Source organism: Vibrio bathopelagicus (assembly GCF_014879975.1).
In the GTDB taxonomy this organism is placed as follows: domain Bacteria; phylum Pseudomonadota; class Gammaproteobacteria; order Enterobacterales; family Vibrionaceae; genus Vibrio; species Vibrio bathopelagicus.
The window spans coordinates 1,191,808-1,207,995 of record NZ_CP062500.1 but is presented as its reverse complement, the minus strand read 5'-3'; the positions used below and the strand labels follow the sequence as shown (position 1 = coordinate 1,207,995).

15 protein-coding genes are annotated in these 16,188 nt (G+C 43.3%); 2 read left to right on the top strand and 13 right to left on the bottom strand.

Annotated features, from left to right (window positions below; translation table 11 throughout):
* Nucleotides 1–184: 184 nt before the first annotated feature.
* Together IHV80_RS05475 and cysB are read right to left on the bottom strand one after the other, a co-directional pair.
* Nucleotides 185–1,387 carry a methyltransferase gene (locus tag IHV80_RS05475; protein WP_192890335.1) on the bottom strand — a complete coding sequence of 401 codons (1,203 nt, stop codon included), beginning with the start codon at nt 1,385–1,387 and terminating at the stop codon, nt 185–187.
* Between the two features lie 197 nt (nt 1,388–1,584).
* On the bottom strand, nt 1,585–2,559 hold the full coding sequence (gene cysB / locus IHV80_RS05470; RefSeq protein WP_102433705.1) for an HTH-type transcriptional regulator CysB: 975 nt from the start codon (nt 2,557–2,559) through the stop codon (nt 1,585–1,587).
* Between the two features lie 322 nt (nt 2,560–2,881).
* On the opposite strand from cysB, the gene IHV80_RS05465 reads away from it, so the two are divergent.
* On the top strand, nt 2,882–3,646 hold the full coding sequence (locus tag IHV80_RS05465; RefSeq protein ID WP_192890334.1) for a DNA repair protein: 765 nt from the start codon (nt 2,882–2,884) through the stop codon (nt 3,644–3,646).
* 104 nt (nt 3,647–3,750) lie between these two features.
* A complete protein-coding gene (gene miaE / locus IHV80_RS05460) occupies nt 3,751–4,545 on the top strand; it encodes a tRNA isopentenyl-2-thiomethyl-A-37 hydroxylase MiaE (protein ID WP_276329587.1) in 795 nt (264 codons plus the stop codon).
* Nucleotides 4,546–4,651: 106 nt separating this feature from the next.
* On the opposite strand, the gene pyrF is transcribed toward miaE, so the two are convergent.
* From pyrF to IHV80_RS05405, 11 genes are all read right to left on the bottom strand, one after another.
* Complete coding sequence (gene pyrF / locus IHV80_RS05455; RefSeq protein ID WP_192890333.1) at nt 4,652–5,347, bottom strand: orotidine-5'-phosphate decarboxylase; 696 nt, start codon at nt 5,345–5,347, stop codon at nt 4,652–4,654.
* Nucleotides 5,348–5,470: 123 nt separating this feature from the next.
* Nucleotides 5,471–6,646, bottom strand: a complete 1,176-nt coding sequence (gene lapB / locus IHV80_RS05450; protein ID WP_029225966.1) for a lipopolysaccharide assembly protein LapB — start codon at nt 6,644–6,646, stop codon at nt 5,471–5,473.
* Nucleotides 6,647–6,658: 12 nt separating this feature from the next.
* The gene (locus IHV80_RS05445) at nt 6,659–6,931 is read right to left on the bottom strand and encodes a LapA family protein (RefSeq protein WP_017057039.1); all 273 of its coding nucleotides are present in this window, start codon (nt 6,929–6,931) and stop codon (nt 6,659–6,661) included.
* A 129-nt stretch (nt 6,932–7,060) separates the two neighbouring features.
* Nucleotides 7,061–7,345: an integration host factor subunit beta gene (ihfB, locus tag IHV80_RS05440; protein WP_010439923.1), complete on the bottom strand. Its 285-nt coding sequence runs from the start codon at nt 7,343–7,345 to the stop codon at nt 7,061–7,063.
* A gap of 99 nt (nt 7,346–7,444) precedes the next feature.
* Nucleotides 7,445–9,115: a 30S ribosomal protein S1 gene (gene rpsA / locus IHV80_RS05435; protein ID WP_017057038.1), complete on the bottom strand. Its 1,671-nt coding sequence runs from the start codon at nt 9,113–9,115 to the stop codon at nt 7,445–7,447.
* Nucleotides 9,116–9,221: 106 nt separating this feature from the next.
* The gene (gene cmk, locus IHV80_RS05430) at nt 9,222–9,902 is read right to left on the bottom strand and encodes a (d)CMP kinase (protein WP_017107644.1); all 681 of its coding nucleotides are present in this window, start codon (nt 9,900–9,902) and stop codon (nt 9,222–9,224) included.
* 262 nt (nt 9,903–10,164) lie between these two features.
* A complete protein-coding gene (kdsB, locus tag IHV80_RS05425) occupies nt 10,165–10,911 on the bottom strand; it encodes a 3-deoxy-manno-octulosonate cytidylyltransferase (RefSeq protein WP_017109945.1) in 747 nt (248 codons plus the stop codon).
* Complete coding sequence (locus IHV80_RS05420) at nt 10,911–11,090, bottom strand: Trm112 family protein (RefSeq protein WP_004736429.1); 180 nt, start codon at nt 11,088–11,090, stop codon at nt 10,911–10,913. The genes kdsB and IHV80_RS05420 overlap by 1 nt, the downstream gene beginning before the upstream one ends.
* A complete protein-coding gene (gene lpxK, locus IHV80_RS05415; RefSeq protein WP_192890332.1) occupies nt 11,071–12,078 on the bottom strand; it encodes a tetraacyldisaccharide 4'-kinase in 1,008 nt (335 codons plus the stop codon). Before lpxK ends, IHV80_RS05420 begins: the two co-directional genes overlap by 20 nt.
* Before the next feature lie 14 nt (nt 12,079–12,092).
* On the bottom strand, nt 12,093–13,841 hold the full coding sequence (msbA, locus tag IHV80_RS05410; RefSeq protein WP_192890331.1) for a lipid A ABC transporter ATP-binding protein/permease MsbA: 1,749 nt from the start codon (nt 13,839–13,841) through the stop codon (nt 12,093–12,095).
* Between the two features lie 31 nt (nt 13,842–13,872).
* Nucleotides 13,873–16,182, bottom strand: a complete 2,310-nt coding sequence (locus IHV80_RS05405) for a DNA internalization-related competence protein ComEC/Rec2 (RefSeq protein WP_192890330.1) — start codon at nt 16,180–16,182, stop codon at nt 13,873–13,875.
* Nucleotides 16,183–16,188: the final 6 nt, after the last annotated feature.

Below are 16,188 nucleotides of genomic sequence, written 5' to 3'. Positions count from 1 at the left end.
AGTTCGTCATTTACTGAGCCACCTATTCAGAATTATATCTCTCTGAAGGACACTCAATAAAATACGACTCGCTAACTAAAAAGCCAGTACGACTCATAAGTCGAACTGGCTTTTTTTGTATCTATAACCCTATTGACCGATAGCTGTCGTTAACGAACTTTCTTACACGTTCGTCAGGTTTGTTCTAGCGTTTGCTCTTAACACCATGAATCAGTAAGTTTCGAGGAGTAACACTGCGCTCACAAAACTCTTCTATAGAAGCTTCATAGCCTTGCTCTTGCAGATAGATAGCTCGATCCAAAGCTAACCATACCTCTAATGGTCGTCTAAAAACTTGTTGGACTAAACTCAACTTCTCCATCTCCCAGAAAAGCGTCTCGCCTTGAAAAAGATAGGATTCAAAGTCTATACCCGAACCAAGTGGTAGGCCTTTCACTTCAGAGGCCCAAAGGCAGAAGGATCTAAAACCCTCAGATAACTCTGATTTTTTGATGCTCGGTACTGGGATATATTCATCGGTATTAAGTTCGGCTTTGAGCAATTGGCTGAAGCCCAAGCGATAACTCATCTCTAATTGACGATGTCTCTTTACTCTTTCACCACCAGTGACCGTTTCTTGAAGTGGGATTCTTAAATCACTCTTGCTCAATGCTAGTGCAGAGTTTTTCGCGACAGATGACATCGCTTGGTAGGTTTCACCACGAATAAGATGGTAGCAACATGGGGAAATGGTCACTGCAGGAAGCCCATGTGAAACAGACTTTTTCACTAACTCGACATGAAGGTCGCCACAAGCATGAAGAGCGACAGCATGTTGATTTGAATTAAATACGGCCTCTGCGCTTTCAGCAAAAGCATCACCTTGAACAAAGATCATCTCTAGCTCCTGATAATCAGCAATCTTTTGGCCGCTTTCACACAGTGACTGTTGCCACTCAAAGCTGGTGACTTTTTGGTTCGATTGTTGAGACAAAATTCTGCCAAGAAAACCCTTACCAGAGCACCACTCCAGCCACTCTTGCCCTTGGTGATGCTCAAGAGAAGCCTCTCCCATCGCAACAATTTGTTGTAGCTTTCTACCTGGAATACCATCAGCAGTTCCGCGCGGAAGGTCAAGCCCAACAAGCTCTGTATGATTGAACTGGATAATTTGATTAACGGTTTCTAGCTGAGGAAGGAAACGCGTAAGCTCAGCTAGCAAGTTTTGCGGTTGTTCTTTAAGAGTCTGTATATTCGCGATACTCAAACCATCCAACCAATCAACAAGATAACGATTCACATCAGACCATGGTTGTTGCTGCGTTTGGCATAGGTGAAAAGGCTCTGAACGCCAATAGACTTGGTGCTCTAACAAGAATGAGTCGAGAATTGTAAATCGTGAATGCATGCTTCCCCCTATGATGCGTGGATTGTAGGGGCAAGAAGCATAAATAGAAAGGAAACATATAGAAAGAAGCTATAAAAAGGATCGCTATAAAATTAGCAAACTGTAAGGGATCGTTATCATTAGGTTAAGCTAAAACGAAAAACGGCCTGATAATTAATAACAGACCGTCTAGAAATCTAGTTAAGCAAGATTGGGACTTATCGAACGGGTAGCTCAATATCCTTAAACATCTCTTCAATTTCATCATTTGATTTAAGAGAAATAGCTTGCTCAACAACAGGACGAGTTAGATGTGGTGCAAAACGCTCCATAAAGTCGAACATGTAAGAACGTAAGAACGTGCCCTTTCTAAAACCAATACTTGTGGTGCTCGCACCAAACAGGTGGCTTGCATCAATGGCAACCAAGTCGGTGTCTTGCTCGTGATCAATCGCCATGCTTGCAATCACGCCTACGCCAATCCCCATGCGGACGTAAGTTTTGATAACGTCGGCATCGGTGGCCGTAAATACAACTCGTGGAGTCAAGCCTACCTTATTGAACGCTGTGTCGAGTTCTGAGCGTCCCGTAAAGCCGAAGACGTAAGTCACTAGAGAATAGGCGGCAAGGTCTTCAATTGACACTAATTGCTTTTGCGCTAGAGGGTGATCTTTCGTGACAACAATCGAACGATTCCAGTGATAACAAGGCAACATAATCGCGTCTTGATATAAATGAAGCGCTTCGGTCGCAATGGCAAAATTGGCTGTGCCTTTGGCTACCGCTTCTGACATTTGGCTTGGCGTTCCTTGGTGCATGTGAAGCGACACTTTAGGATAACGCGCCGTAAAGCCTTTAATCACATCAGGTAGAGCATAACGAGCTTGGGTGTGCGTCGTTGAAATGTTCAATGTACCCATTTCAGGGTGAGTGTGTTCACCGGCAACGGCTTTAATGCTTTCAACACGAGCGAGAATCTCTTGAGAGATACGAATAATATCTTCGCCAGCCTGAGTCACCTGCGTTAAGTGTTTACCACTACGCTCGAAAATCTGAATACCCAACTCATCTTCTAGTAATCTAACTTGCTTACTAATACCAGGCTGTGATGTGTATAGACTCTCTGCGGTCGCAGACACATTTAGGTTATGGTTTAGAACCTCAACAATGTACTTCAGTTGCTGTAACTTCATATCTAACCTCGTAATCCTTTACTCATTTATGTGCTAACTTATTTGCAAAGAGAGCGTCATAGTCTCGTGTAATATAATTAATAGTTATAACGCTTCATGCGCTAAATTGATAGAAAAATTGAGTTTTTATAGGTTAACAAACAAAAACATCAGTATCGCTTTGCAACCGACTCCTCATTCTCATACATTAGTTAGTAAATTTTGATTGCCGATTGCGCTCAACAAGAGATAATCAGAAATTGCAATTTACGAGTGCCGATACACAATGGAATCGTGTATCCTCTCCAGTTAGCTATAGAAAACAACAAGCAGACACAAATATATGAATATTGGTTTAATAATCGCCTTAGTCGCCGTTCTTTTGGTGTTGGTTTTAGGCTACAACATCATGCTTCAATACAAAGTTAAGGTAGAAACAGCGAAGAAACAGGAAGCTTCTCGTTATCTAACCATTATTGACGGAACTGAAGAGTTGATTGGTAATGCTCATCACATGCCTTTTAGCCAAGACCTTCTTATATGCTTAAATAACCGAATCCTTGATGCACTGGAAAACATGTATCAACTTGATCCCAAGAATAAACAGCTCCTGCAACGAATCGAAAGCGTAAAACAACAGATCACACAGCTAAAAGAGAACTACCAAGGTGGTGAAAGTACTACTTTCCGTGTTCCGAGCAGTGATAAGCAAGCAATCATGATGCTGAAATTGGTTAAACGCCTTCGCGATACGGTTCGTAACGAACACAATAAAGGCCGCTTTGATACTCAAGCTTACGTAGTTGAAAATGCTCGTCTAGAAACGATCCAGATTCGTATCAATATTGAAAACGTAATCAAACGTGCTAACGATTCGATTTCTCGCGGACAACCAGGTACGGCGATTCAGCTATTACGCAAAGGCATTGATGCTTTAGCGACTAAGAATGATGCGTACTCTAATCAAGCAAAAGAAAAACTTCAGCAGATGTTGAACGAGCTTGATCAGAAACGCCAAGACAAAAATGCTCAAGACTTACAGCAAATGGAATCTAAAGAGCGTGACGACGATATGGATGCCCTCTTCGGTCAGAAGAAGAAATGGTAACCGTCTAACTCAAACACGAAAAGGCCGCCTCATTTACATTAAATAGGCGGCCTTTTTTGTTCCTAGTGAATTTCCTTTCTCCGAATAGGGAGATCTCATGAGCTGTGATAAAATCGCGCATTATCAACAAACTTGCCCCGACCATGTATCAAGAATTATTAGCCCCAATACACTCTTTTCTTAAAGCTGAAACGCCAGATTCATGGATAGATGAAGCCAAGAAGCCTGAAAACCTTCATATCATTCTACGCGATCACATGCTTTGTGAGCTCAAAGCCGCTCAAAGTGCTTTGTTCCTTATCCGTAAGTATGCGGTAGATAAAGAAAGCGCGAAGCAATTAAATGAGTGGATTTTGCCATACGAGCAATTTGCTTATCGTCGTATCGGAGACTTGGAGTCGCTACGTGGTAAAAGTAACGTATCTAAGCAAATCACAGCAAAAGAAGGCTGTAATTACGGTGCTGACTTGATTGATAAAATGGTGCTGCTAATTAAAGAAGAACTGCATCACTTTTATCAAGTCATGGAATTGATGGTAAAGAAAGGCGTGACGTATCAACCGATTGAAGCAGGTCGTTATGCTAAAGGTTTAATCAAGCAAGTGAAAACTTACGAGCCAGACGCTCTGGTTGATAAGCTGATCATCGGCGCCTTTATTGAAGCTCGCTCTTGTGAACGCTTTGCTAAACTGGCCCCTTTCTTGGAAGAAGACATGGAGAAGTTTTACGTCTCTCTACTTCGCTCAGAAGCTCGTCACTATCAGGATTACCTTGAACTCGCAGAGCAAATCGCAGGGAAAGATATCTCTGAGCGTATAGCTCATTTTGCGCAGGTAGAAGCCGACCTCATCACTTCTGAAGACAGTGACTTCAAATTCCATAGCGGCGCTCCGATTTAAGAACAGCACAGAAAAGCCAAACCCATCGGAACCAATTTATATCTCGTCAATAAATAAGAAGGCCAGCAAATTGCTGGCCTTCTTCATTCGTATCGCTGTATCGCTCTTAAACTAGCGTTCCGTTGATTTCAGCAAGTACTGCTGCTGGGTCTGTAGCTTGAGTAATTGGACGACCGATAACTAAGTAGTCTGAACCAGCTTGAATCGCTTGAACTGGCGTCATAATACGCTTCTGGTCGCCAACGTCAGCGCCTACAGGACGAATACCAGGAGTCACAAGCTTGAACTCTTTACCCAACTCGCCTTTCAACAATGAAGCTTCTTGAGCAGAACATACAACGCCATCTAGGCCTGAATTTTGAGTCAAAGACGCCAAGCGCATTACTTGCTCTTGTGGTTGAAGGTTCAAACCAATACCCGCCAAATCAGATTGTTCCATGCTGGTTAACACAGTAACACCGATGAGTAATGGACGATCTTTACCGTAAGGTTCTAGAATTTCGCGTGAAGCCGTCATCATGCGCTCGCCACCGCTCGCATGTACGTTCACCATCCACACGCCCATCTCAGCGGCAGCACGTACCGCTTTTGAACATGTGTTTGGAATGTCGTGGAACTTAAGGTCTAAGAATACTGAAAAACCACGTTTATGTAATTCACGGACGAATTCAGGGCCAAACAGGGTAAACATCTCTTTACCGACTTTTAAGCGGCAAGACGCTGGATCGATACGATCAACAAAGGCTAATGCATCCGCTTGATTGTCATAATCCAATGCTACAATGATTTTTTGGTCGTTCATTTCATCTCCTAACGCGGTTAACTTTCTTTAAATAATCACTACAAGTAATAGCGACAAATAACAGTCATAAAAATGCAGCCCGAAAGCTGCAATTATTAATTTGGTCTAACAATGACCACAAATCTATTCACCATCAAGCCCACGAATAGGCTTGATCGTCCCCCACCCTTTACATGAAGGGCAGTGCCAATACATCGAGTGTGTCGAGAAACCACACTGACGACAGCGGTAATGAGGTTTAACTTTAAGTTGTTCACCAACCATAGACTGAAGAGTCGTCAGACTGTCTTTCGCACGACCTTCTTCTGCTTCAGCAAGATGATAATCAATTAATCGATAGAAGCCTTTCATAGTTGGGTTTTTAACCAGCTGCTTGGTCAGCAACTCTTGAGCGGAGCCAACATCTTCGTGATGAGCCACCAACTGAGCAAGCATCAATTCAGCTGAAACACCGGCTTTCTTTTGAATACAGGCTTTTAGGAATTCAACAAGTTCAGCCTCTTGGCCAAGCTTGTGGTAACACTCAGCAAGGGTTGGAAGCACCTCACTGATAAAATCTATATCTTGTTCAAGCACAGACTCAAGACAGGTAATCGTCTTCTGGTAATCTTCATTCGCTAAATGGAACTTACCTAACGCAATGCTGGCCCGAACACACTTAGGGTCTTCAGAGAGCGCTTTTTTAAAATGCTGAAGAGCTTTAGAACGATTACCCTCTGCTTGCTCTTGCATTGCTAGCTCACACCAAAAGTGCGCAACAGTTGCGCGCATCTTTCTTTTTTTCTTACCAAGCTTAACGAGAATATTGCCGTAATGGATCGCCTTATTCCACTCTCGAGTCTGCTGATAAATAGCGACCAGCTGTTGCAAAGCACCCTCTTTATGATCAGGTTCTTCTACGAGCTGTTCAAAGATTTTTTCAGCGCGATCGAGGAAACCGGAGACCATATAGTCTTTTGCGAGTTGTTGCAGTGCGAGGTTTTTTTGATCGAGGGTTAGCCCCGAACGAGAGATAAGGTTTTGGTGAATTCGAATAGCTCGATCTACCTCACCTCTTGAGCGAAATAGATTACCCAAGGCCAAGTGAGTATCAATGGTTTCATTGTCTACTTGAAGCAGTTCGATAAAGTGATCGACCGCTTTGTCAGATTGGTCCGACAACAATAGGTTCAAACCCGTCACATACTGGCGGGAGATCTGGTGTGATTGCTTTTGTTTTTCTTGCTGAGCGTTACGATTACCCATATACCAGCCATAAGCGGCTGCAATCGGTAAAAGTAAGAACAGTAACTCTAACATCAAATACAGCCTTTAAGCTTTAGTAGCAGCAGCTACCTGCTTTGATTGCTTATTGAGTTGTTTTTTCAAGCGATGAATTTTCAGCTGAGATCGCATGTGCATATTACCAAAGACTAACCAAGCAAGGCCAAAGCCTGAAACGAAGACAACACCTAATAAGCTTGATAAGTGGAAGTCACCTTGTGCTAGCAGATAATTGAAGTTCACAGTGGTTTGGTTCTGAGAGCCTAAAGCCAGTGCAATTAAGAAAAGTGCGATAACGGCGACTATTTTTATAATTTTCATAGTTCATCACTCATTGGTTGGTTAGCTGTACGATTATGCAGGAAAATTACTAATCAGACCACCATATTATGGTCATAAAAAAGCGGCATACATTATAGTATGCCGCTTTTCTTAATTCCGATAAGTAGACTACAATCCTGAGTTTACTCGTTCACGTAGCTCTTTACCTGGTTTAAAGTGAGGAACGTATTTACCTTCCAACTCTACCTTGTCGCCAGTCTTTGGATTACGTCCAACTCGAGGCTCACGGTAGTGAAGAGAAAAGCTACCAAAACCGCGAATTTCGATTCGGTCACCACTTTCTAGTGTTGAAGCCATATGCTCTAAAATGTCTTTTACAGCGTCTTCAATTTCTTTTGCAGAAAGGTGCGTTTGCTCAGCGCACAGTCTTTCAATCAATTCAGACTTAGTCATAGTTACCCTCGTTGGTTTTCTTTTTAGAAATTATAGACCTATCGGAAAAATAAGCAAAAAAAAAGGAGCCTTACGGCTCCTTCTTAGCGAAAAATTAAATTATTCGCCTTTAGCAGCTTTGAATGCGTCTGCCATTGCGTTACCGAACGCGCCTTCATCAGACTTGTTCAGTGAAGCCATTGCTTCTTGCTCATCAGCTTCATCTTTAGCTTTGATAGATAGGTTGATTACGCGGTTCTTACGGTCTACACCAGTGAACTTCGCTTCAACGCTGTCGCCAACGCTTAGGATTAGAGATGCATCTTCGATACGGTCACGAGAAACTTCAGAAGCACGTAGGTAGCCTTCAACGCCTTCGATTAGCTCGATAGTAGCGCCTTTAGCGTCAACTGCAGTTACAGTACCGTTTACAAGAACACCTTTCTTGTTGTCAGCAACGTATGCGTTGAACGGGTCGTTTTCCATTTGCTTAACGCCAAGAGAAATACGCTCACGCTCTGCATCTACTGCTAGAACAACAGCAGAGATTTCGTCGCCTTTCTTGTATTCACGTACAGCTTCTTCGCCGGCAGCGTTCCAAGAAATGTCAGATAGGTGTACAAGACCGTCGATACCGCCTTCTAGACCGATGAAGATACCAAAGTCAGTGATAGACTTGATCTTACCAGTAACTTTGTCGCCCTTAGCTTGCATTTCTGCAAATGACTGCCATGGGTTAGCTTTACACTGTTTCAGACCTAGAGAGATACGACGACGTTCTTCGTCGATATCAAGAACCATAACCTCAACTTCGTCGCCAACATTAACAACTTTAGAAGGGTGGATGTTCTTGTTAGTCCAATCCATTTCAGAAACGTGTACTAGACCTTCAACGCCTTCTTCGATTTCAACGAAGCAGCCGTAGTCAGTTAGGTTCGTAACACGACCAGAAAGCTTGTGACCTTCTGGGTAACGCTTAGCGATTGCTACCCATGGATCTTCGCCTAGTTGCTTAAGACCTAGTGAAACACGAGTGCGCTCACGATCGAACTTAAGAACTTTAACTAGGATTTCGTCACCAACGTTAACGATCTCTGATGGGTGCTTAACACGCTTCCAAGCCATATCTGTGATATGTAGAAGACCGTCAACACCGCCAAGATCAACGAATGCACCGTAGTCAGTAAGGTTCTTAACGATACCTTTAACTTCAGTACCTTCTTGTAGAGTTTCAAGAAGTTCGTCACGCTCAACACTGTTTTCAGATTCGATAACAGCACGACGAGAAACAACAACGTTGTTACGCTTCTGGTCTAGCTTGATTACTTTGAACTCTAGCTCTTTGTTTTCTAGGTGAGCAGTGTCACGGATAGGACGTACGTCTACTAGAGAACCTGGAAGGAAAGCACGGATACCGTTAAGTTCAACAGTGAAACCGCCTTTAACTTTACCGTTGATGATACCAACAACAGTTTCAGCTTCTTCACAAGCTTTCTCAAGTACGATCCAAGCTTCGTGACGCTTAGCTTTCTCACGAGAAAGTTGAGTCTCACCGAAACCATCTTCAACAGCGTCTAGAGCTACGTCTACTTCAGCACCAACTTCAACTTCAAGTTCGCCAGCAGCGTTCTTGAATTGTTCAGCAGGGATAGCAGATTCAGACTTAAGACCAGCATCTACAAGAACGAAACCGTTCTCAATAGCTACTACAGTACCTTTAACGATGCTGCCTTGTTGGAATTCAGTTTCAGATAGAAACTCTTCAAAGAGTTGAGCAAAAGATTCAGTCATTATTTAATCTTCAATAATTAAACGTCCATGGGTATCCTACCGCATGGGGTTGATAAATTCGCCGGTCATCATCCTTGCGACCAACGTTCGTACTAGCTCGGCGAAATTACCCAGCCAGTTTCGATTCAATATAGTGTAGTGCTTTTTCTACTACTTGTTCGATGTTCATCGAGGTAGAATCAAGCACAAGCGCATCCTCAGCTGGGCGTAACGGCGCAACTGGGCGATTACGATCTCGGTCGTCTCGCTCTTGGATCTCGCTCAAAAGGTCGTCAAATTTAACATCTAACCCCTTCTCTTGCAACTGTTTAAGGCGGCGGTTCGCACGCTCTTCAGCACTTGCATCTAAAAATATTTTCGCTTCAGCTTCAACAAATACAACGGTTCCCATGTCACGACCGTCTGCCACTAAACCAGGAGCAGCGCTAAAAGCACGCTGACGACGCAGTAGTGCTTCACGAACGCGAGGTAGAGCCGCTACTTTTGAAGCTGCCATGCCAGTTTCTTCTTTACGAAGTTCACCAGACACATCTTCACCTTCCAAGATAACCTTAACCAAGTCACCTTCAGCAATAAACTGTACATCGAGGTGAGTAGCAAGCGGTACCAAAGCATCTTCCGATTCAGTATCTACACCGTGGTGAATTGCCGCTAAAGCCAGTACGCGATAGATCGCACCTGAGTCTAGAAGATGAAAACCTAGCTTGTCTGCTAGTAACATACACAGGGTACCTTTACCTGCACCACTTGGTCCATCAACCGTAATCACTGGGCTTTGAGAAGGCATCTTTTACTCCACGTTTTGTCGTAAGTTGTATTCTGTACTAGCAGATCGCCACTACTTTATAGGCGGCATATTATAAAGAAAAATTGAAAGTCGAGCGAGGTAATTCTCAGATAATTCAGAGTTGATGATGCATAAACGAATGCAACCGACTCAATATCCCCTAGCTTAGTTCAATAAAACACACATACACGTTCTGTAGACGTAAAAAAGCCCCGTCATAAGCGAGGCTCTGTGATTTTGCATTTTTGTAGAGCAAAGAAGCTTAACCAATAATGGCGCGAACGGCTTCTAAGTCTTCTGGCGTATCAACACCCGCAGCAGGCGCTTCAGCCGCAACGTCTACATGGATTTTCTCTCCGTACCACAGCACTCGTAGTTGCTCTAGGCATTCAATACGCTCAAGGGTACTTGGTTCCCAATTGATGTAAGTATTGATAAAACCCGCACGGTAAGCGTAAATGCCAATATGACGTAACAAAGGCGATTCCGCAGCCGTACCATTGTTCGCGTAAGCATCGCGATCCCAAGGAATCGTTGCTCGGCTAAAATACAGTGCGTAACCATCTTTATCCGTTACTACCTTCACAGCATTAGGATTAAACACTTCATCAGCGTGAGTAATTTCTACACCTAGCGTTGCCATTGGTGCTGTGCTATTCGCCAGGTTATTTGCAACCTGATTAATAATTGCAGGAGGGATAAGGGGCTCATCCCCCTGAACATTCACGATAATATGGTCATCGGGAATGTTCATCACTTCAATCACTTCAGCTAAACGCTCTGTACCTGATTCGTGATTCGGAGATGTCATACAAACGGTCGCACCAAATGCTTTAGCCGCTTTCTCAACTCGAGCGTCATCGGTAGCGATAATAACTTTATCAGCACCCGCCTTCATTGACTGTTCGTAAACCCATTGGATCATCGGCTTTCCACCAATATCAGCCAATGGTTTTCCTGGCAAACGGCTCGATTGATATCTTGCCGGAATGACAACCGTAAACGACATTACTTACCCTCATCCATTGAAACGGTACGAGCTTCAGGCTCTAGAAGAACAGGAATACCTTCTTTGATTGGATAAGCTAGACGGTCAATTTTACAAACAAGCTCTTGCTTATCCTTGTCAAAAGTTAGTTTACCTTTACATACAGGGCAAGCAACGATCTCAAGCAGACGGTGATCCATAGTATTCCATAACCTCTTTTATTCTTTTTAAAATTTGCTGTTGTGAATCTTCATCAAACTGCGCAGAAACTGGAAGATACCACCAGTTTTCTTGCGCATAGTTTTCACATTTAACAGCGTCTTTTTCTGTCATAATCATGTTCATACCTTTCTTTGCTAAGGTATGAAGTTCATCTTTATCAAAATCTTGATGGTCGGCGAAACCTTGTGTGAAAACCACATCACCATCAAGATCTTCTAATGTTTTAAAAAAGCGCGGTGGATGACCAATACCTGCAAAAGCCACCAGCTTTTGCAATTTTTCTACTGGTACTTTCTGTCCCGTCTTAAGGTTAACGGCTTGGCTTGCTAGCAAAGACATCGAGAACTCGCGCCCTTGGGCTTTGCCACCATTATTAACCAAAAAATCCACGGTATCTAAGCGCGATACCGGCTCTCTTAGTGGCCCTAAAGGAATGAGACATTCACTACCAAAGCGTCTCGAACCATCGATAACTGCAAACTCAATATCGCGCTCAAGTGCATAATGCTGAAGACCGTCATCAGTGATAATGACATTAACGCCTTGATTCAGCAAAGCCTTCACAGCATTGGCACGTATAGGGTCAACCGCTACTGGCGCCCCTGTCCGCTTTCGAATTAATCGAGGTTCATCACCCGAATGTTCAGCAGGCGTGTTCTCGTCCAACACTAATGGATAACTAGGGGCTTTCGCGCCATACCCTCGAGAAACCACACCAGGCTTGAAACCATTGGCTTGAAGCATCTCAACTAACCAGATAACCACCGGAGTTTTACCATTGCCACCCGCGGTAATATTTCCAACAACGATAACTGGCAAAGGTGGGCGATAGGTTTCTTTCTTCCCAGAGAGATACGCTTCACGACGTTGACTGCTGATCATTTTGAACAGCAGACTCAACGGCCACAACAATGGCCAGAGAAGGTATTTTAACGGGTGATTGTTAAACCAAATTTTTTCGATCAAAACGAAGCCTAATCTTATTCGCCAAACTGGATTCGGTGTAATTGAGCATAAGCTCCGTCATGTGCGATTAACTCAGCATGCGGACCTCGTTCCACAATATGACCATCGTCTACAACCAAAATTTCATCAGCTTGCTCAATCGTTGATAGTCGGTGTGCAATAACCAATACCGTTTTATCTTTTTGCAGCTCATCCAAAGCAGATTGAATGGCTCTTTCTGATTCCGTATCCAAAGCCGATGTTGCTTCATCTAGGATCAGTACTGGAGCTTCTCTTAACAACGCTCGTGCAATTGCAATACGTTGTCTTTGTCCACCAGATAGGCTTGCACCGTTCTCACCAACAATCGTATCGATACCGTTTTCCATGCCTTCGATAAATTCAGTGGCGTGAGCAAGCTTAGCAGCATGCTCAATTTGTTCGCGTGAGTAAACCTCACCAGCGGCATATGCAATATTATTGGCGACAGTATCGTTGAACAGATGTACATTTTGAGAAACAAGAGCAAAATGTTCACGAAGATTTTTCAACTCATAATCTCGGATGTCGTGTCCATCAAGTTCAATAGAGCCTGAGTCCACATCATAGAAACGAGTAAATAGGTTGGCAATGGTACTCTTACCAGAACCAGAGCGTCCAACAAGCGCGACCGTCTTACCTTTCGGTATGTTGAAGCTCACCTTATCGAGTGCGGGTTTCTCTGCGCCCTCGTAAGTAAACGTCACATCTTTTACTGCAACTTCACCGCTTACGGTTTCAGGTTTCAACGTACCTTTGTTTTGTTCTGTGTCGAGATCCATCAAACCAAATAGAGTCGTACTCGCCGCCATACCGCGTTGGAACTCAGACGTCACGTTAGTCAATGCTTTCAGTGGACGGAGCAAACCAAACATAGCCGAGAACACAACCGTGAACGTACCAGCCGTTAGTTCAGCTTTAATAGAATCGACACTAGCCAAGTAAAGAACAACCACAATCGCGATCGAAGCAATCATCTGAATTATTGGGTTCGCCGCCGCTTGAGCCGTTACCAGCTTCATACTTTGTTGGCGCATCTGATTACTAACGGTATCGAAACGACCTCTTTCTAAGTCTTGACCACCGTAAGTTAAAACCACCTTATGACCTTTCAACATTTGTTCTGCTGAAGAAGCCACGTGGCCCATGCTAGTTTGCATGTTCTTAGAAATCTTTCTGAATCGCTTCGATACAATGCTGATTGCCCAAGCTACAAAAGGAGCAACAGCAAATAGCACCAAAGACAACTGCCAGCTATTCCAGAACATCAGCGTCAACAGGCCAATGATACTGGCACCTTCACGAACAATACTAACCAAAGCCTTGCTGGTTGCAGCAGAGACTTGCTCCGAGTCATAAGTAATACGAGACAGCAATGCGCCCGTTTGCTCTTTATCAAAGAAAGACACAGGCATATGCATGAAATGGCTGAAAATTTTACGACGAATCTCCATCACCACATTGCCAGAGACCCAGCTCAAGCAATAGGTTGAAACGAAGCCACTCACACCACGAATGAACATCATGGCAAAGATAATAATAGGGAGCGTGCGTAAAAAGTCAGATTCAGCGTTACCAAAGCCTTCATCAAGTAATGGCTTTAGTAATGAAATCATATAAGTATCAGAGACGGCATTTATAATAAGCGCAATAACCGCAACACCAAGGCCGGCCTTATACAGTCGAATATAAGTCCAAAGTCTTTTAAATGTGACCCAAGTGGTTTCATCTGTTTCTGTTGACATAGAATCGCTTAATTTTCTCACAATAATCTATCTATTCTACTCCCTTACGGAGCATCTGCCTATACCACTGCCTCCCCTGATGTTCTCTAATCGTATGATATTTCCAACCTCCCTTACTTGCACTGATGGTTATTTGTCCACTTTCGCCCGTATCTAGCCAAGTACTTCCGGCTTCTCGATAACGTTCTACGACAAACTGGCTTGGCATACCCCACTGGTTTCCTTTAGACAATGAAGCGATCGCCAACTGCGAAGAAACAGCCTCGATAAATCGAGCAATGGAAGAGGTTGAGCTGCCATGATGAGGAACCAACATTACATCACTTTTGAGTCGCGTAGCTTCGCGTGCAAGTAACCACTCACTGACCAATTCAATATCTCCGGTAAGAAGCATCGAAAACTCAGTACTTGGCTCATAGATGCGGACAACACATGAATGAGGGTTATATGCTCTCTCAACACTTTGGGGCGGCCACAACACCTCAAATTCGACACCTTGCCAATGCCAAAACTCTCCAATCACACAAGCTTGATCATTAAACGTAGACTGACTATTAGGCGAGACTGGCGGTTTAAGTCTTTGGCTAGCGCGTATCCATTTAGGGTTATAGTGAGAAAGTAATGCCTGATATCCACCAGCATGGTCAGAATCAAAATGACTAACAATCACCCCATCAAGCTCCTTGATTCCCCTTCTTTCTATCGTAGGTATCAATAGCGACTCAACCACAGAACCGCCCGGCCACGCATTACCAAGGTCATAAACAACAATCCGGTTGTTTTTTTGAAGAACAACCGACAAACCATGTCCAACATCCAAGATATCGACTCTCAATGCGTCTGGTTTCAACTTTCCAAATTCCCACCACAAAACAAATACAGCACTGGCGAAAAACATCATTTTACGATGGAAATAATGACGAAAAAGACCCAATAGAAAAATGAAAAACACGAACAAAGCAGTGAGTTCATCATCAACCGTGATCCAAAAATGTTCAGAGAAAGGAAGAGCGAAAACAACGGGTATAAGCGATAAATCCACCAGAGCCCACAAATGACCAACGATATTGTTCTCTGCCCAAATTGATTCAAATATTAAGCTGATAAACATAGCTAAGAACAGCAAAGGAATCGTCACTATCGAAACCCAAGGCAGCAGAAAAAAGTTGTACAACACCGATACCAAACTGAACCCCTGAAAGAACAGCATTGAAAAAGGAGCCAGTAACAACGTCAGCATTAACTGGATTTTAAATAGCTTGAAGAGCTTTGTGAGTAAAGGGCTTTTGTAAGAAGAAAGATGAGTATTGGAAGCAATATAAAGAACGGCTGCTAACGCTCCAAATGAGAGCCAGAAGCTACTCGAAAGTACCGAAAATGGCCAAATTAATAAAACGACACAGAGACTCAAGGATACATATCGAATCAAACTTATATTTTGACCTCGCCAAAGGAAATAGCTCGCAATGATGCACATGGTTAACGCCCTAAGCGTTGGCAAAGTAAACCCTGCAAACCAACTATAAAAATACGCGAACCCAAGACCAAATACAGTCGGAAGCCAAATTAAATGCGATGCCCCTAACCTAACGATTCTCCCCAATTGGTAACCGATTCCAAAAGCGATACCGATGTGCAATCCCGAGATCGCCATTAAGTGAACAAGCCCACTGCTCTTAAGCAAATCCCAGCGCTGTGACTGAATGAACTCTCTATAACCAAAGCTCAACGCCACAATCAGATCAGAATTATCCAGTTCACTGATCGTTGTAAGAGTCCTTTCAAACCATCGAGCTCGCAAGTTTGTACTAGAATGAATGCTAAAACCTGTTCCAGCTTGATAGGTCGCATTAGCAACCATCCTCTCACTAAACAGATATTTTTCTAAATCAAATCCGGCCTCGTTGAGTTTTCCAAAAACCGGTTTCATTGACACAGAGAGATGAACTTTATCTCCAAGCGTTAGCTTGAAAGGGGTAAACAACCGCAATTTTATCAATTGTGGAAAGATTAATTTTTCGCCGCCAATTGATCTAACTACTATTACGCTTTCAAAACCATGGCTATTTTCACTAAAAAGGCTAACAACCGAAGCATTTATGGTAATATTCTGGCCAGATTGAAATAACTGACTCGTTTGTATTTCGATTGCATTTCCAAGGCAGATAACTAGTATCAATGCTGTTACTGGACCTCTTGCACACAGGAAAACGCTATACTTTATTAATGCAAAAAGTAACAACAGCATTAATGGTGCCCAAACCCAATGTGGCATCACAGGCCAAAAGCTGGCAGACACAACTGTCGCAGCAAATGAAATTAAGAACCAAGTGTTAAACAAGAGAGT